This window comes from Burkholderia sp. 22313 (genome assembly GCF_052045245.1).
Lineage (GTDB): Bacteria > Pseudomonadota > Gammaproteobacteria > Burkholderiales > Burkholderiaceae > Burkholderia.
Genome location: NZ_JBQEON010000015.1, coordinates 68,400 through 85,650, shown reverse-complemented (window position 1 = coordinate 85,650; position 17,251 = coordinate 68,400). Strand labels below are relative to the sequence as shown.

The 17,251-nt window shown below is 69.1% G+C and carries 15 protein-coding genes and 1 pseudogene; 11 read left to right on the top strand and 5 right to left on the bottom strand.

Annotated features, from left to right (window positions below; genetic code table 11):
- Positions 1 to 122 precede the first annotated feature (122 nt).
- The 6 genes from fliF to ACTJKF_RS14710 are packed head-to-tail and all read left to right on the top strand — an operon-like array spanning position 123 to position 6,954.
- On the top strand, positions 123 to 1,889 hold the full coding sequence (fliF, locus tag ACTJKF_RS14735) for a flagellar basal-body MS-ring/collar protein FliF (RefSeq protein WP_440624243.1): 1,767 nt from the start codon (positions 123 to 125) through the stop codon (positions 1,887 to 1,889).
- Complete coding sequence (fliG, locus tag ACTJKF_RS14730) at positions 1,879 to 2,874, top strand: flagellar motor switch protein FliG (protein WP_440624242.1); 996 nt, start codon at positions 1,879 to 1,881, stop codon at positions 2,872 to 2,874. Before fliF ends, fliG begins: the two co-directional genes overlap by 11 nt.
- Positions 2,867 to 3,550 (top strand): flagellar assembly protein FliH, encoded by a 684-nt coding sequence (gene fliH, locus ACTJKF_RS14725; protein WP_440624241.1) that lies wholly within the window; start codon positions 2,867 to 2,869, stop codon positions 3,548 to 3,550. Before fliG ends, fliH begins: the two co-directional genes overlap by 8 nt.
- Positions 3,544 to 5,079, top strand: coding sequence for a flagellar protein export ATPase FliI (gene fliI, locus ACTJKF_RS14720; RefSeq protein ID WP_440624240.1), 1,536 nt, complete (start codon positions 3,544 to 3,546; stop codon positions 5,077 to 5,079). Before fliH ends, fliI begins: the two co-directional genes overlap by 7 nt.
- A gap of 5 nt (positions 5,080 to 5,084) precedes the next feature.
- A complete protein-coding gene (gene fliJ, locus ACTJKF_RS14715; RefSeq protein ID WP_440624239.1) occupies positions 5,085 to 5,543 on the top strand; it encodes a flagellar export protein FliJ in 459 nt (152 codons plus the stop codon).
- Between the two features lie 31 nt (positions 5,544 to 5,574).
- Positions 5,575 to 6,954, top strand: coding sequence for a flagellar hook-length control protein FliK (locus tag ACTJKF_RS14710; protein WP_440624238.1), 1,380 nt, complete (start codon positions 5,575 to 5,577; stop codon positions 6,952 to 6,954).
- Between the two features lie 73 nt (positions 6,955 to 7,027).
- Here the strand turns inward: ACTJKF_RS14710 and ACTJKF_RS14705 are convergent, their stop codons facing one another.
- Complete coding sequence (locus ACTJKF_RS14705) at positions 7,028 to 8,677, bottom strand: GMC family oxidoreductase (protein ID WP_440624237.1); 1,650 nt, start codon at positions 8,675 to 8,677, stop codon at positions 7,028 to 7,030.
- 719 nt (positions 8,678 to 9,396) lie between these two features.
- On the opposite strand from ACTJKF_RS14705, the gene ACTJKF_RS14700 reads away from it, so the two are divergent.
- Complete coding sequence (locus ACTJKF_RS14700) at positions 9,397 to 10,839, top strand: coniferyl aldehyde dehydrogenase (protein WP_440624236.1); 1,443 nt, start codon at positions 9,397 to 9,399, stop codon at positions 10,837 to 10,839.
- Positions 10,840 to 10,931: 92 nt separating this feature from the next.
- Here ACTJKF_RS14700 and ACTJKF_RS14695 read toward each other — a convergent pair whose 3' ends face one another.
- Both ACTJKF_RS14695 and ACTJKF_RS14690 read right to left on the bottom strand, forming a co-directional pair.
- Positions 10,932 to 11,954, bottom strand: a complete 1,023-nt coding sequence (locus ACTJKF_RS14695; protein WP_440624235.1) for a serine/threonine protein kinase — start codon at positions 11,952 to 11,954, stop codon at positions 10,932 to 10,934.
- 57 nt (positions 11,955 to 12,011) lie between these two features.
- Positions 12,012 to 12,224: a hypothetical protein gene (locus ACTJKF_RS14690; RefSeq protein WP_014895745.1), complete on the bottom strand. Its 213-nt coding sequence runs from the start codon at positions 12,222 to 12,224 to the stop codon at positions 12,012 to 12,014.
- A gap of 284 nt (positions 12,225 to 12,508) precedes the next feature.
- Between ACTJKF_RS14690 and ACTJKF_RS14685 the strand changes: the two are divergent.
- The 3 genes and pseudogenes from ACTJKF_RS14685 to ACTJKF_RS14675 form a co-directional block, all read left to right on the top strand.
- A pseudogene (locus ACTJKF_RS14685) lies at positions 12,509 to 12,850 on the top strand (hypothetical protein); the annotation flags it as partial.
- 422 nt (positions 12,851 to 13,272) lie between these two features.
- Positions 13,273 to 14,154, top strand: a complete 882-nt coding sequence (locus tag ACTJKF_RS14680) for a DMT family transporter (protein ID WP_440624234.1) — start codon at positions 13,273 to 13,275, stop codon at positions 14,152 to 14,154.
- Between the two features lie 302 nt (positions 14,155 to 14,456).
- Positions 14,457 to 14,642 (top strand): hypothetical protein, encoded by a 186-nt coding sequence (locus ACTJKF_RS14675; protein ID WP_440624233.1) that lies wholly within the window; start codon positions 14,457 to 14,459, stop codon positions 14,640 to 14,642.
- Between the two features lie 119 nt (positions 14,643 to 14,761).
- Here the strand turns inward: ACTJKF_RS14675 and mgrA are convergent, their stop codons facing one another.
- A complete protein-coding gene (gene mgrA / locus ACTJKF_RS14670; RefSeq protein WP_440624232.1) occupies positions 14,762 to 15,805 on the bottom strand; it encodes an L-glyceraldehyde 3-phosphate reductase in 1,044 nt (347 codons plus the stop codon).
- Between the two features lie 182 nt (positions 15,806 to 15,987).
- On the opposite strand from mgrA, the gene ACTJKF_RS14665 reads away from it, so the two are divergent.
- Positions 15,988 to 16,194 carry a DUF3185 family protein gene (locus tag ACTJKF_RS14665; protein WP_440624231.1) on the top strand — a complete coding sequence of 69 codons (207 nt, stop codon included), beginning with the start codon at positions 15,988 to 15,990 and terminating at the stop codon, positions 16,192 to 16,194.
- Between the two features lie 159 nt (positions 16,195 to 16,353).
- On the opposite strand, the gene ACTJKF_RS14660 is transcribed toward ACTJKF_RS14665, so the two are convergent.
- On the bottom strand, positions 16,354 to 17,127 hold the full coding sequence (locus tag ACTJKF_RS14660; protein WP_440624230.1) for a phytanoyl-CoA dioxygenase family protein: 774 nt from the start codon (positions 17,125 to 17,127) through the stop codon (positions 16,354 to 16,356).
- Between the last annotated feature and the right edge of the window lie 124 nt (positions 17,128 to 17,251).

Here is a 17,251-nt window from a genome sequence, read left to right as displayed (position 1 = left end):
GGGGGAAACCCCGCTCTTTTCGGCCGATCGGAGTCGCCCCCGGATCCCGATAATCGCATCGTGTCATTGTCCGTCCGCTCGTCCGAGCGGCTCAGTCGTCCCGCTCCGGAGAAACTCGACGCATGGATTCGCAGGCCAACTCGCTGATCAACCCCGACGCCCGCACGGGCCTCGCCAGCCCGGTGCCAGGCGCCACCGCGGCCGCCGCGTTGCCGGGAGCAGGCGGCGCAGGCGCGGACTTCGGGTTCGGCGGCTTCGCGGAACGCATCCCCGGCATCTCGCGGATGAAGGGCAACCCGAAGCTGCCGTTCGTGATCGCCGTCGCGTTCGCGATCGCCGTGATCACCGCGCTGGTGCTGTGGAGCCGCGCGCCCGACTACCGCGTGCTGTACAGCAACCTGTCGGACCGCGACGGCGGCGCGATCATCGCCGCGCTCCAGCAGGCAAACGTTCCCTACAAGTTCGCGGACGCCGGCGGCGCGATCCTCGTGCCGTCGAACCAGGTGCATGAGACGCGCCTGAAGCTCGCCGCGATGGGCCTGCCCAAGGGCGGCTCGGTCGGCTTCGAGCTGATGGACAACCAGAAATTCGGCATCAGCCAGTTCGCCGAGCAGGTGAACTACCAGCGCGCGCTCGAAGGCGAGCTGCAACGCACGATCGAATCGATCAACTCGGTGCGCGGCGCGCGCGTGCATCTCGCGATCCCGAAACCGTCCGTGTTCGTGCGCGACAAGGAAGCGCCGAGCGCGTCGGTGTTCGTCGACCTCTACCCGGGCCGCGTGCTCGACGAAGGCCAGGTGCAGGCGATCACGCGGATGGTGTCGTCCGGCGTGCCCGACATGCCGGCCAGGAACGTGACGATCGTCGACCAGGACGGCAACCTGCTGACGCAGACCGCGTCGGCCTCCGGCCTCGACGCGAGCCAGCTCAAGTACGTGCAGCAGGTCGAACGCAACACGCAGAAGCGCATCGACGCGATCCTCGCGCCGATCTTCGGCACCGGCAACGCACGCTCGCAGGTCAGCGCCGACATCGATTTCTCCAGGCTCGAGCAGACCTCGGAAAGCTACGGCCCGAACGCGTCGCCGCAGCAGACCGCGATCCGCAGCCAGCAGACCAGCACCGCCACCGAACTCGCGCAGGGCGGCGCATCGGGCGTGCCGGGCGCGCTGTCGAACACGCCGCCGCAGCCGGCGTCCGCGCCGATTGTCGCCGGCAATGGCCAGAACGGGCCGCAGACGACACCCATCAGCGACCGCAAGGACCAGACGACCAACTACGAGCTCGACAAGACGATCCGTCACGTCGAACAGCCGATGGGCAACGTGAAGCGGCTGTCGGTCGCGGTCGTCGTCAACTACCAGCCGGTCGCCGACGCGAAGGGCCACGTGACGATGCAGCCGCTGCCGAGCGCGAAGCTCGCGCAGATCGAGCAGCTCGTGAAGGACGCGATGGGCTACGACGAGAAACGCGGCGACTCGGTGAACGTCGTGAACAGCGCGTTCTCGACCGCCAGCGATCCGTACGCCGACCTGCCGTGGTGGCGCCAGCCGGACATGATCGCGATGGCGAAGGAAGCCGCGAAGTGGCTCGGTATCGCGGCGGCCGCGGCGGTGCTCTATTTCATGTTCGTGCGCCCGGCGATGCGCCGCGCGTTCCCGCCGCCCGAGCCGGTCGCGCCGGCGCTCGCGGCGCCGGAGGATCCGGTCGCGCTCGACGGCCTGCCCGCGCCGGCCAAGGCCGACGACGAACCCGATCCGCTGCTGCTCGGCTTCGAGAACGAAAAGAACCGCTACGAACGCAACCTCGACTACGCGCGCACGATCGCCCGCCAGGATCCGAAGATCGTCGCCACCGTCGTGAAGAACTGGGTGTCCGATGAACGCTGAAGGCCTGACCAAGAGCGCGCTGCTGCTGATGTCGATCGGCGAGGAAGAGGCCGCTGAAGTATTCAAGTTCCTCGCGCCGCGCGAGGTGCAGAAGATCGGCGCCGCGATGGCCGCGCTGAAGAACGTCACGCGCGAACAGGTCGAGGAGGTGCTGCAGGAGTTCGCGCGGGAAGCCGAGCAGCACACCGCGCTGTCGCTCGATTCGAGCGAGTACATCCGCTCGGTGCTGACCAAGGCGCTCGGCGAGGACAAGGCCGGCGTGCTGATCGACCGGATCCTGCAGGGCAGCGACACGAGCGGCATCGAGGGCCTGAAGTGGATGGACTCGGCCGCCGTCGCCGAACTGATCAAGAACGAGCATCCGCAGATCATCGCGACGATCCTCGTACACCTCGACCGCGACCAGGCGTCCGAGATCGCGTCGTGCTTCACCGAGCGGCTACGCAACGACGTGATGCTGCGGATCGCGACGCTCGACGGCATCCAGCCGGCCGCGCTGCGCGAGCTCGACGACGTGCTGACCGGCCTGCTGTCCGGCAGCGACAACCTGAAGCGCAGCCCGATGGGCGGCATTCGCACCGCGGCCGAGATCCTGAACTTCATGACGAGCAACCATGAAGAAGGCGTGCTCGAAAGCGTGCGCCAGTATGACGCCGACCTCGCGCAGAAGATCGTCGACCAGATGTTCGTGTTCGAGAACCTGCTCGACCTCGAGGATCGCGCGATCCAGATGGTGCTGAAGGAAGTCGAGTCGGAAACGCTGATCATCGCGCTGAAGGGCGCGCCGCCCGCGCTGCGCCAGAAGTTCCTCGCGAACATGTCGCAGCGCGCGGCCGAACTGCTCGCCGAGGATCTCGACGCGCGCGGCCCGGTGCGCGTGTCCGAAGTCGAGACGCAGCAGCGCCGCATCCTGCAGATCGTGCGCAACCTCGCCGAAAGCGGCCAGATCGTGATCGGCGGCAAGGCGGAAGACGCGTATGTCTGATTCCGCGCGCGACCGCGCCGGCACCCTCACCGCGTACCAGCGGTGGGAGATGGCGTCGTTCGATCCGCCGCCGCCCCCGCCGCCGCCCGACGACGCGGCAGCGGCCGCCGCCGCGCTCGCCGAGGAACTGCAGCGCGTGCGCGACGCCGCGCATGCCGAAGGCCATGCGGCCGGCCACGTCGAAGGCCAGGCACTGGGTTACCAGGCCGGCTTCGACCAGGGGCGCGAACAAGGCTTCGCGGCCGGCCAGGCCGAAGCCCGCGAACAGGCCGCGCAGCTTGCCGCGCTCGCCGCGTCGTTCCGCGAAGCCGTGTCGAGCGCCGAGCACGATCTGGCGGCCGACCTCGCGCAGCTCGCGCTCGACATCGCGCAGCAGGTCGTGCGCCAGCACGTGAAGCACGATCCCGCCGCGCTCGTCGCGGCCGTGCGCGACGTGCTCGCCACCGAGCCGGCGTTGTCCGGCGCGCCGCATCTCGCGGTGAATCCCGCCGACCTGCCGGTCGTCGAAGCCTATCTGCAGGACGATCTCGATACGCTCGGCTGGAACGTGCGCACCGACGCGGCGATCGAGCGCGGCGGCTGCCGCGCGCACGCCGCGACGGGCGAGGTCGACGCGACGCTGCCGACCCGCTGGCAGCGCGTCGCCGCCGCGATCGGCAAGGTGAGCGCATGGTGACGCCCACGCCCGAATCGGTGCTGCACGACGGGATGACGCCGCTGGAGCGCGAACTCGCGCTCGCGTCGTTCGGCCCCGAAGCGACGCATGGCGCCGCGCACGGCACGCACGCGACGAACGTCGCCGGCACTGTGCCGCGCGCCCCGCACAATCCGCATCTCGCGCACTGGCGCACGCACCTGAACGGGCTCGCCGCCCGCAGCCACCGCGCGCTGCCGCTGCGTCCGTGCGGACGCCTCACGCGCGCCGCGGGCCTCGTGCTCGAGGCGATCGGGCTGCGCCTGTCGGTCGGGGCCGAATGCACGATCGAACTGCCGCCCGGCAGCACGCTGCCGCACGCGGAAGCGGAAGTCGTCGGCTTCGCCGGCGACCGCCTGTTCCTGATGCCGACCACCGACGTCGCGGGCGTCTTGCCCGGCGCGCGCGTGTGGCCGCGGGAAAGCGCGCCCGTCGCCGATCCGCTCGCGGGCGCGAAGCGGCTGCCGGTCGGCTGGGAAATGCTCGGGCGCGTCGTCGACGCGTCGGGCCGCCCGCTCGACGGCCTCGGCCCGCTCGCGTCGAAGGTCGACGCGCCGCTGTCGGCGCCGTCGATCAACCCGCTCGATCGCGAGCCGATCCACCACGTGCTCGACGTCGGCGTGCGCGCGATCAACGGGCTGCTCACCGTCGGCCGCGGGCAGCGGATGGGCCTGTTCGCGGGCTCCGGCGTCGGCAAGTCGGTGCTGCTCGGCACGATGGCGCGCTACACCAGCGCGGAAGTGATCGTGATCGGGCTGATCGGCGAACGCGGCCGCGAAGTGAAGGAATTCATCGAACAGATCCTCGGCGAGGACGGGCTCGCGCGCTCGGTCGTCGTCGCGGCGCCGGCCGACGTGTCGCCGCTGCTGCGGATGCAGGGCGCGGCCTACGCGACGTCGCTCGCCGAGTATTTCCGCGACCAGGGCAAGCACGTGCTGCTGCTGATGGATTCGCTGACGCGCTACGCGATGGCACAGCGCGAGATCGCGCTCGCGATCGGCGAGCCGCCCGCGACCAAGGGCTATCCGCCGTCGGTGTTCGCGAAGCTGCCCGCGCTCGTCGAGCGTACCGGCAACGGACCCGAGGGCGGCGGCTCGATCACCGCGTTCTACACGGTGCTGACCGAAGGCGACGACCAGCAGGATCCGATCGCCGATTCGGCGCGCGCGATCCTCGACGGCCACGTCGTGCTGTCGCGCGCGCTCGCCGAGGCCGGCCACTATCCGGCGATCGACATCGAGGCGTCGATCAGCCGCGCGATGACCGCGCTGATCGACGAACCGCACCTCGACCGCGTGCGGCAGTTCAAGCAGATGCTGTCGCGCTACCAGCGCAATCGCGACCTGATCGCGGTCGGCGCGTATGCGCCCGGCCGCGACGCGCAGCTCGACCGCGCGATCGCGCTCTATCCGCGCATCGAATCGTTCCTGCAGCAGGGCTTTCGCGAATGCGCACCGTTCGCGTCGAGCCTCGCCGCGCTCGATGCGCTGTTCGACGTACACGGAGGCTGATCCCGATGGCACACGGCTTTCCCCTGCAACTGCTGCTCGATCGTGCGCAGGAAGACCTCGACACGGCCGCGAAACAGCTCGGTACCGCGCAGCGCGACCGCACCGCGGCCGCTGAACAGCTCGATGCGCTGCTGCGCTATCGCGACGAATATCACGCGCGCTTCGCGCAGTCCGCGCAACACGGGATGCCGGCCGGCAACTGGCGCAATTTCCAGGCGTTCATCGATACGCTCGACGCGGCCATCGGGCAGCAGCGCAACGTGCTGGCCGCCGCCGAACTGCGCATTGACGAGGCGCGCCCGAACTGGCAACAGAAGAAGCGCACCGTCGGCTCCTACGAAATCCTGCAGGCGCGCGGCGTCGCGCAGGAAGCGCAGCGTGCCGCGAAGCGCGAACAACGCGACGCCGACGAACACGCCGCGAAAATCCTGCGCATGCGGGCCGACGCGGCCCGCTCGGCGTAACCGACCACCGCTTTCGAACGAGAGAATCGTCATGCCTCCCCTGCCCCTGCTCGGCGTGCTGCTCGACACCGCCGGCACCGCACTCAAGGCCATCCGCGACGCGGGTTCGTCCGCCTCCGCCGCGAAATCCGCCGGCAAGGATGCCGCAACCGGCGCGGCGGCCATTCCGTTCGCGCAGACGCTGAAGCAAAGCGTCGTCACGCGCCACGACGCGGCGAACGCCGGCACGCCGGATGCGTCGACGCAACAGGCGTCGACGACACCGGCCGCCGGCACGAAGCCGTCCGGCAAAGACCACGACCCGTCGACCGACGACGCGAACGCGACGCCCAATCCCGACGCGGCCGCGCTCGCCGCCGCCACTGCCGTGCAGGCACAACTGCAGGCACGCACGAACGACGCGGCACCGGCCGCGGCCGATACCGCCGCCACCGCCGCGCAAGCGACGGCCGGGTCCGGCCAGCCTGACGCCATGGCCACACTGACGAGTCATGCCGGCAAGGATGCGGCCGCCGGGCCGGCCGCGCCGGCGTCGAGCCGCGACGCGCTGCAGGCGGCGCTGGCGAAGCTGACCGGCGGCGCAGGTGCGATCGCGCTGCCCGCGACGAGCGCGGCAACGGCAACGGCAACGGCAACAGCAACGCCGGCATCGACCGCTTCCGCATCGGCCGCCGCGGCGCCGCTGACGCCGAAAGGCGCGACCTTCGACCACACGCTCGCCGACGCGAAAGGCGCGCTCGCAACGCAGCAGGCGTCCACGCAAGCCACCGCACCGGCGCTGCAGGCCGGCGCGAGCGGCCAGCCCGCCGCGCAACACGCATCCGCGGCCACCGAGGAAGCCGCCAGCCCGGCCGCCGACGCATCGGTCGCCACCGCGGCATCGGCGGCCGCCGCGGCAGCCGCGCAAGCGAACCTGCAGGCATCGCCGGCCGCCAGCTCGATCGCCGCGGCCAACGCGCATGTGCTGGCCCCGCATGTCGGCACCGCCGACTGGACCGACGCACTGAGCCAGAAGGTCGTGTTCCTGTCGAATGCGCACCAGCAGAGCGCCGAGCTGACGCTGAACCCGCCGGATCTCGGCCCGCTGCAGGTCGTGCTGCGCGTGGCGGACAACCACGCGCATGCGCTGTTCGTGTCGCAGCACGCGCAGGTGCGAGACGCGGTGGAAGCCGCGCTGCCGAAGCTGCGCGAAGCGATGGAGGCGGGCGGGCTCGGCCTGGGCAGCGCAACCGTCAGCGGCGGCGGCTTCGCGTCGCAGCAGCAGAACCCGCAACAGCGCTTCGCCGGCGGCGAGTCGTCGCCGCGCGCACGCGCCGGATCGTCAGCCGCCGATGCACCGGTCGCCGCTGCGCAATCCGTAGCGGCCAGCGCGAGCGTGAGCCGCGCGGGCCTCGTCGATACGTTTGCCTGAGCATCGCGTCGGTCGCGTGCCGGTGCGTGCCGGTGCGTGCCGGTGCGTGCCGGTGCGCGCCGGTGCGCGCCGCTCAGCGGCCGTGCGCCGCAGCGGCCGCCGTGGCCGCTTCACCGCGCGGCACGCCGCCGCGATGTGCCGCGACGATGAAGTCCGCCGCGCGCTCGCCGATCATCACCGACGGCGCATTCGTGTTCCCGCCGACCAGCGTCGGCATCACCGACGCATCCACCACCCGCAGCCCGTCGACGCCGCGCACGCGCAGTTGCGGATCCACGACCGCGCGCGCATCCGAGCCCATCCGGCAGGTGCCGACCGGGTGATAGATCGTGTCGGCATGCGCGACGATCGTCGCGCGCAGCTCGGCTTCGCTCTGGTCCGCCCGCGTGTACAGCTCGCGCCCGCCCTGCGACGCGAGCGGCGCCTGCGACAGGATCCGGCGCATCGCCTGCGCGCCGCGCACGAGCAGGTCGAGATCGCGCGAGTCGCTGAAGAAGCGCGGATCGATCAGCGGCGCGTCGCGCGCATCGCCGCTCGCGAGCGCCACCGTGCCGCGGCTGAACGGGCGCAGCGCGCACACGTGCAACGAATAGCCGAAGCCCCAGTGCATCTTGCGGTTGTGGTCGTCGACGAGCGCCGTGCAGAAATGCAGCTGCAGATCCGGACGATCGAGCGACGGATCGCTCTTGATGAAGCCGCCGGCCTCCGCGACGTTGCTCGTCATCATCCCGGTGCGGCGCGAGAAATAGCGCGCGAGCGCCGGCGTCATCTTCGCGATGCCGCGCAGGCAGACGCCAACCAGCTCCGACGAATTCACGCGGGTGTTGATGATGAAGTCGATGTGGTCGATCAGGTTGGCGCCGACGTCCGGCGCATCCTGCACGACCGCGATCCCGTGCCGGCGCAGCTGTTCCGCCGGGCCGATCCCCGAGCACATCAGCAGTTGCGGCGAATTGAACGCACCGGCCGACAGGATGACTTCCGCACGCGCGGCGAGCGTCTCGATGCGACCGTTGCGCGACACCACGACACCGACCGCGCGCTTGCCGTCGAAGCCCACGCGCAGCACCGTCGCATCGGTGATCACGTGCAGGTTCGGCCGGTTGCGGTCGTAGATGTAGGCCCGCGCGACGCTGCAGCGCGAGCCGTCGCGATGCGTGACCTGGTAGAAGCCGACGCCTTCCTGCGTCGCGCCGTTGAAGTCGTCGTTCAGCGGATAGCCGGCCGCGTGCGCGGCCTGGATGAATCGTTCGGAAAACGGATTGCGGAAGCGCAGATCGGAAACCGTCAACGGGCCGTCCGCGCCGTGCCAGGCGTCGGCGCCGCGCTGGTTGCCTTCCGCGCGGCGGAAATACGGCAGCACGTCCTGCCAGCCCCAGCCGGTCGCGCCGAGTTGCGCCCACTCATCGTAGTCGCCCGGATGGCCGCGCGTGTAGATCATCGCGTTGATCGCGCTCGAGCCGCCCATCCCGCGCCCGCGCGGCTGGTAGCCGCGGCGGCCGCCGAGGCCCGGCTGCGGCACCGTCTCGTAGCCGTAGTTCGTGCCGAGCTTGAACGGCACGAGCGCCGCGATTCCCACCGGCATGTTGACGAGCAGATTGCGCTCGGTGTGCGAGCCGGCTTCGATCAGCGCGATCGTCGCGTCCGGGCATGCATCGGCGAGGCGGCTGGCGAGACTCGACCCGCCCGATCCTCCGCCAACGATGATGTAGTCGTATTGCATGTCACGTCTCCTTCGTGTCATGAACGGCACCCGGCGCGGCCCGGCTCCCGCTTGTAATGTTCGGGCATTGTAGGAATGGCCGTCGCGCGCGCGGCACGCGGATTCAAGAGCGATTCCTCTAAACGCCCGCGTGATCTAAATTTAAGATGTATCGATTGATTCGACGCGATGCGCCGGCCGCCAGAAGCCGCGCCGTCGCGAAACTGGGGAGACGACGATGCAGCGCGACGTTCTGCAGGCCGTGTGCCGACCGGGTGCGCCCGACGCACCGCGCGCGGCCCGCATTTCATTTCAAACGGCAGCCCGAGCGGTGACGTGCGACACCCTGCGTGCCGCCGATCGAAATCGAACGACGCCGCGCATCGCCGTCCGTTTGGACGGTGGGTCGCACGAGCGGCGCAGCGTGCCGGTGCGCAGGGTGTCGCACGCATCGCGCTGCCCCGCTTCGGTGCGTCGGCAAGCGCGTGCCGCACGGCAGCGCACGGCCGTGAGGAATCGCCTCGAACCGCTCGTGCGCACCGCGCAACCCCGTTTTCGGACACGGACACCGTCGCGCGGATGCGACGCTTGCCGCACGCTTCACCCTGTTTTCGACCGTGCATCGCATCCGGCCCCACGCCGCGCGACGCACGCCATCCTGATCCGCCCTGCCACGCTCGCCGAGCGGGCACGTGCGGCCTGACTGCTGGCCGACGTGCCACGCCCCACTGGAGGACGACATGAAGAACGACCTGCCCGAACTGGCCCCGCAAGCGCTGCCGTCGGTCGACGCACTGACGTCGCTGCTGCACGACCAGCGCGCCGCCTACCTGCGCGCGCCCTACCCGGAATGGGACACCCGCGCGCAGCACCTGCGCGCGCTGCGCACGATGCTGATCGATCACGCGGATGCGCTCGCCGATGCGATCAGCGCCGACTTCGGCCATCGCGCGAAGCAGGAAGTGCTGCTGTCGGAAATCTGGATGGCGAAGGAAGAGATCGACGACGCGCTGAAGCATGGCAAGCGCTGGATGAAGCCGATCCGCAAGCCGATGAACAAGTGGCTGCGGCCGGCGCGCGCAAAGGTGCTGCCGCAGCCGCTCGGCGTGGTCGGGATCGTCGTGCCGTGGAACTATCCGATCCTGCTCGCGGCCGGCCCGCTGATCTGCGCACTCGCGGCCGGCAATCGCGCGATCATCAAGATGTCCGAACTGACGCCGCGCACGGCCGCGTTGTTCGAGCAACTGATCGCGAAGACCTTCTCGCGCGACCACGTCACGGTCGTGAACGGCGATGCGGAAGTCGGCGCCGCGTTCAGCGCGCTGCCGTTCGATCACCTGCTGTTTACCGGCTCGACGCACGTGGGCCGCCACGTGATGCGCGCGGCCGCCGACAACCTCACGCCCGTCACGCTCGAGCTCGGCGGCAAGTCGCCGGCGATCGTCGGCCCGAATGCGCGCTTCGACGCGGCCGTCGACGCGATCATCGGCGGCAAGACGCTCAACGCGGGCCAGACCTGCATCGCACCCGACTACGTGCTGCTGCCGCGCGGGATGGAGGCCGCGTTCATCGAACGCGCGCGGGCGCGCTTCGCGAAGCTGTATCCGGACCTGTCGGCCAACGGCGACTACACGACGATCGTGTCGCCGCGCCATTACGCGCGGCTGCAACAGCTGGCGACCGATGCGCAGGCGGCCGGCGCGCAGCTGCATCCGCTGTCCGATGCGCAGTCCGATCCCGCGTCGCGCCGCTTCGTGCCATGCGCGGTCACGCACGTGCCGGCTGCGTCGCAATTGATGCAGGAGGAAATCTTCGGGCCGTTGCTGCCGCTCGTGCCGTACGAGCGGCTCGACGAAGCGATCGCGTACGTGAATGCGCGGCCGCGGCCGCTCGCGCTGTACCTGTTCGACGAGGATGGCGGCACGATCGACCGCGTGATGCGCGAAACGATCTCGGGCGGCGTGACGGTCAATGACGCGCTGATGCACATCGCGTGCGGCAGCTTGCCGTTCGGCGGCGTCGGTGCGAGCGGGATGGGCGCGTATCACGGCTACGACGGCTTCGTGACGTTCTCGAAGATGAAGCCGGTGCTCATGCAGGCGCGCCTGAATACGCGCGGGCTGATCGCGCCGCCTTATGGCAAGCGCTTCGCCGCCGTGATCAGGATGATGCTGAAGTTCTGAGCGAGGCGAGCCGCACGCCACGTGCGGCGGCCCGCCGGGAAATGCCGTGCGGCGACGCCGCCGCGCGGGCCGTCACCCGTCTCCCGTCACCATCACACGGGCCAGAGCGGCCCTTCCTGCATCGCGCCGATCTGCTCGCGCAGTTCGAGCACGCGTGCTTCCCAGTAGCGATGCGTGTTGAACCACGGGAACGCGGCCGGAAACGCCGGATCGTCCCAGCGGCGCGAGAGCCACGCCGCGTAGTGGATCAACCGCAGCGTGCGCAGCGCTTCGATCAGATGCAGTTCGCGCGGCTCGAATTCGCAGAAGTCCTCATAACCGGCGAGCAGGTCCGCGAGCGCGCGCGACGCGCCTTCGCGATCGCCGGGCAGCAACAACCACAGATCCTGAACCGCGGGCGCCATCCGGCTGTCGTCGAAGTCGACGAAATGCGGGCCCGCGTCGGTCCACAGCACGTTGCTCGGATGGCAATCGCCGTGCGTGCGCAGCAGGCGGATCTCGCCCGCCCGCTCGAACGCGGCTTCGACGCCTTCGAGCGCGAGCGCGACCGCCGTCTCATAGGCGGGCCTGACATCGGCGGGAAGAAAGTCGTGCGCGAGCAGATAGTCGCGCGGCTCGTAACCGAACGTCCGGATGTCGAGCACCGGACGCGCGACGTACGGCTGCGTCGCGCCGGCCGCATGAATGCGGCCGATGAAGCGGCCGAGCCATTCGAGCGTGTCGCTGCGATCGAGATCGGGCGCGCGACCGCCGCGCCGCTCGAAGATCGAGAAGCGGAAGCCGTCGAACGCGTGCAGTGTGCGGCCGTCGAACGCGCGCGCGGGCACCGCCGGAATTTCGCGCGCGGCGAGTTCGGCGACGAACGCGTGTTCTTCGAGGATCGCGTCGTCCGACCAGCGCTCGGGCCGGTAGAACTTCGCGACGACGGGCGGGCCGTCTTCGACGCCGACCTGGTAGACGCGGTTTTCGTAGCTGTTGAGGGCGAGCAGGCGCCCGTCGGTACGCAGCCCGGCAGGCATCAGCACGCTGTCGAGCGCGTCGAGCACGCACTCGGGCGTGAGGCCGGCGAACGGCGGGCCGGCGGGAGCAGCAGGGGCGGAAGTGACGTCTTTCATGCCCCGCATTGTGCCGTCAGCCGCGCCGAAACACGAGCGCCGGTGCGGCACGCGTGCTCAGTGGACCGCGGCGCCGGCCGGCAGCACGGATTCGCCGGTGTCGATCAGGTCTTCGAGAAAGAACGGCTCGGTGTTGAGTTCCTTCGACTCGCCCGGCACGCCCGCGTACCAGGTCACCATGGCCATGTCGCCCAGAACGCGCTGAACGATGCCGCGCGCGCCCTTCGGCACCGCGATATGGGTAGTGCAGACAATCGACCCGACATGCATGATGGTTCCCCACTCTTGAAACTTGAAACCCGGCTCGCTGGCGAGCCGGCAAATGCACGATCCGCGCCGCCCTCACCTGGGTGTTGCGCGTAATCCCATTGTTCACGGTTTATCGAAGCGCGAAAAGAAGAAGAAGCGGGCGAAGTGCCGCGAATTCGTCGTATGTCTCCAATCAACCACTGCGTCGCGCGTGCGCTTGCACACCCGGATACCCCCATCATACCCTGTCGAATGTGACTGTCTGCGAATCCGGCCGGCCATGCGATGCGGATGCGAACGGCGCAATGCGCGCATCGTCCGGCGTTTGCCCGGCCGTCACGAGATTTCGCGTGACCGCATCCCACGGAATCACGCCCGCGGCCGCGCGGCGCAACGCCGCCCCGCCCTGCCTCGAACGCGGCTCGCGCCGTTGCTGGCGCGCAAGCGCCGCGTTGCTGTTCGCGGGTTACGCGACCTTCTCGCGGCTCGACTACGTGCCGCCGCTGCTGCCGGAATTTTCACGCACGTTCGGCGTCAGTCACGCGCAGAGCCGTCTCGCGTGGTCGTTCTCGACGGCCGCGGTCGGCATGGCGCATCGCGCCGAAGCAATGCACCGGGACGGCCTCGGGCTCGCGATCGGGCTCTACTTCTACTCCGGTACGTCGGCGGCAACGCGCTCGGCGGATGACCGCACGCGCGACCGCGGCACCCCGCAGCCGACAGTTGCGGCAGTTGCGCGGGCTCGTCTCGTTGCGGTACCTTTGATGCTCATCCGCGTTCAAGCGCCTTTCGACACGATGCATCCGCTCACGTCCGCTCTCGCAAAATCCCGGCCGCAGTTCGATACGCGGCCGCAGGCGTGCGCGCATCCATCGGTCCTCCCTCCTCCTGTCGCACCGCCGCGCGTCAGCGCCGCGCCGCCCCCGCCGGCGGCACGCGTCGGCTGATCAGCCGGCTTCGCTCTCCGTTTTCCATTCGCCCGTTTGCGGCCGTTCGTGCGTGACCACGCACGGTGCGTTGCTGCGCGCGCGACATGGAACGTTTCGATCCGTTCGACAGGTGGATTCACATGGTTTCGTTCAAACGCGCGCTCGCCGCGCATGGCATCACGTCGCTCTTCGTCCTGCTGTGGAGCAGCGGCGCGATCTTCGCTGAATTCGGTCTGCGTCACGCATCCGCGTTCGTCTTTCTCACCGCACGTTTCGCGCTCGCGTCATTCGTGCTGCTCGTGCTGGCCGTCATGCGCGGACGCTGGCTGCCGCCGCGCGGCGAGCGGCGCATGGCCGTGCTGACCGGCCTGCTGATGATGGGCGGCTATTCGATCTTCTACCTGCTCGCGCTCGATCGCGGGATCGCGCCCGGCGTGCTCGCGACGATCCTCGGCGTCCAGCCGATCCTCACGCTCGCGATCGTCGAGCGGCGCTGGCAGCCGATGCGCGTCGCGGGGCTCGGGCTGTCGCTCGCCGGCCTCGCGCTCGTCGTGTGTCGCGGCGTCGGCGGTGCCGCGCTGCCGATCATGGGCATCGCTTGGGCGCTCGCGGCGCTCGTCGCGCTGACCGTCGGCTCGCTGCTGCAAAAGCGCGTGCGCGCGGCACCCGCCGACGTGCTGCCGCTGCAGAACGCGATCGGCCTCGCGCTGTGCGCGGCGATCCTGCCGTTCCGGCCGATGTCGCTCGACGCCGGCTGGGCGTTCGTCGTGCCGCTGCTGTGGCTCGGCATCGTGATCTCGGTGATCGCGCAACTGCTGTTCTACCGGTTGATGCAGCGCGGCGATCTCGTCAACGTGACGAGCCTGTTCTATCTCGTGCCCGTCGTCACCACGTTGATGGACGCCGTCTGGCTCGGCAACCGGCCCGAACCGCTCGCGCTCGCCGGCATGGGGGCGATCGTCGCCGGGCTCGCGCTGGTGTTCCGCACGCCGGCCGTTCGCACGCAACCCGATCGCGCGTAAGCGGACGGGCCGCCGCGCTCGCGGGTGCGGCGGCCCGTCTCGAATACGTACGACGTTTCCGCGCAAAACGAAAGGAACAGGAAAGATTTGCGCAAGGCGTTCGTCCAGTTCGCGGAAAAAATGCAGAATTCCGCGGGTTTTCCGCAGACTTTTAATGGTTCGGATAGCGAAAAACGACGCGCGTTTGCCTATACTCGAACTGTCCGCCCCGCTCGCAATCGGGTCGGCTCAACGATGAGAAATGCCCGGCATGGGGCTGGAAGAGGTGTGTACGCCTGTTCCGGCTGACTACGGAGACACGCATGACGACCTATTTCACGATCGGCGACTTCATCCTGTTGATTCCGATGGCGCTGGCCGGAGCGCTATTCCTCGGCGCGGTGCCGTGTGCCACCGAATTCCGCCACAACCTGCTGCGCGTGCTCGGTGTCATCCTCGGCCTCGGCGTGGCGGTTTTGCTCGTCGAAGGCCTGCCTGCGCTGATCTAGCGACCCGTTTCCGCACGCCCGTCACGTCGCTGCACCGCAGCGACATGACGGCTTGCTTGCGTGCGCCGCGCTACGGCATGCGATCGTTCGCATTCCGTAGCAACTGCCGTTGACGCCGGTCAGATCGCCTGGTCGGTGGACGGTTTTTCCCACAGATTGATGCCGCCTTCGGTCGCGTAGCGATCGATCTCCGCGAGTTCTTCCGCCGAGAATTCGAGGTTCTTCAGCGCGCCGACGTTTTCACGCACCTGCTCCGCACGGCTCGCGCCGATCAGCGCGGAGCTCACGCGGCCATGGCGCAACACCCATGCGAGCGCCATCTGCGCGAGGCTCTGCCCGCGCCGCTCGGCGATGCCGTTGAGCTTGCGCACGTGCTCGAGGTTGTCCGCGCTCAGGTGATCCTGCTTCAGCGAACCGCCACCCGGCTTGTTCACGCGCGCATCGGCCGGCACGCCGTTCAGGTATTTCGACGTCAGCAGCCCCTGCGCGAGCGGCGTGAACGCGATGCTGCCCGTGCCGATGTCGTCGAGCGTGCCGAGCAGATCCTGCTCGATCCAGCGGTTCAGCATGTTGTACGACGGCTGGTGGATCAGCAGCGGCACCTTGTACTGCGCGAGCAGTTCGGCCATCTCGCGCGTCTTCGCAGCCGAATACGACGAGATGCCGATGTACAGCGCCTTGCCCTGCTGCACGGCCGACGCGAGTGCGCCGGCCGTCTCCTCGAGCGGCGTGTGCGCGTCGAAGCGGTGCGAATAGAAGATGTCGACGTAGTCGAGGCCCATCCGTTGCAGGCTCTGGTCGAGGCTCGCGAGCACGTACTTGCGCGATCCGCCGCCGCTGCCGTACGGCCCCGGCCACATGTCCCAGCCGGCCTTCGTCGAGATCAGCAGCTCGTCGCGGTACGGCCGGAAATCTTCCTTCAGCAGCCGGCCGAAGTTGGTTTCGGCGCTGCCGTACGGCGGCCCGTAGTTGTTCGCGAGATCGAAATGATTGATGCCAAGGTCGAACGCGGTGCGCAGGATGTCGCGCTGCGTCGCGATCGGCGTCGAGTCGCCGAAGTTGTGCCACAGGCCGAGCGACAGGGCGGGCAGTTTGAGCCCGGACTTGCCGCAGGTGCGGTATTGCATGTCGGCATAACGTTCGGAAGCTGCTTCGTAGGCCATGGATCGGTTCCGTCAGGACGTCGAGGAAGGGACGCGCGCCGCACGCGAACTGCGTGCCGGCGGCGAAGGAAACATACGACGGCTATGGTAACGAACGTGGCCGAAGCGCGCACGGCAATGGACGCGGCCGTGCGCGTCGCCTACACTGCGGCGTCTCGAATCATCGTTACAGCGAGGTTGGTATGTCCCGGGCTATCTCGGTTGCGCTGCTCGTCGGCGGCGTCGTGCTGCTGTATTTCGGCGGTCTGTCGTTTCATTCGATCAACGACGACGTGTCGCGCTTCTTCACCGGCTCGCCCGCGACGAAGACGATCCTGCTGATCGCCGGCGGCGCCGTCGCCATGCTGATCGGCCTGATCGGCCTCGCGATGCCGGCCGGCAAGCGCTGATCGCGCGGCCGCGCGCCCCGCCACCGCCCGCATCACACGATCGGGCCACGCCAAACGCAACGGGCGGCCAGGCCGCCCGTTGCTTCATTCGCCAACGCGGCCTCACTGCCGAGCCGCCGTCCGCGATCGCCGCCGCTTCGGCGCCGGCGCATCGCCGCGCTAGAACTGCACTTCCGGCTTCGTCGCCGAACGCGTGCCCGGCACCGGCCGGTTGCTCAGGCCGTGATACGTATAGACGAGCGAGAACTTCACCTGGTCGGAGCGATTCTGCCCCGCCGAATGCAGCGTGTTGCAGTGGAAGAACACGACGTCGCCCGTCTGGAGCGGCGGGCAGGTGGCCGCGTCGATCATCTTGCGGTTCTCCGGCAGGTCGCTGCGGAAGAACTTCGCGTCGTCGAACGCTTCCGGCCCGAATTCGGCCGTATGCGAACCCGGCACCAGCCAGAGCGCGCCGTTTTCGTTCGTTTCCGGCCCGAGCGCGAGCCACACCGACACCATGTCCGCCCGTTCGAACGACCAGTAGCGAAAATCGCGATGCCAGCCCGTCAGGCTGCCGTACGCGGGGTGCTTCGTCATCATGCAGTTGTGATGCGTGCGCGACAGTACCGGCTGCTCGCCGAAGTACTCGCGCATCCACGCGCCGATTTCGGGTGCGATCGCGCGCTCGGCGAACGCCGGATCGCGCGAGTAGGCGTCCAGCAGCCGCCGCACCGTATGCCCGCCCGGCGCGTGCTTCGACTCGGGCGCGCCCGGATAGCGCAAATCCGCCTCGAACTCGATCGGCTCCGCCGCTTCCTGCAACTGGCGCTCCGCGATGCGCTTGAGCGCCGCGCACTGTGCTTCGCTCACGAGGCCACGCGCAACGACGAAGCCGCGTTCGCGCAATTCCGCGACTTGCGCGCGGATCGATTCCGACTGCAATGGAGACGACATGGGATGCCAGACGTTTATTGTGTGAATGTGACGATTGTAAATCGGCGCCGGATGACGCGAACAGCACCATTGTCGTGCGCAGGGGCATGCCAATTGCCGATTTGATCTGGCGCAAGGGAACTGT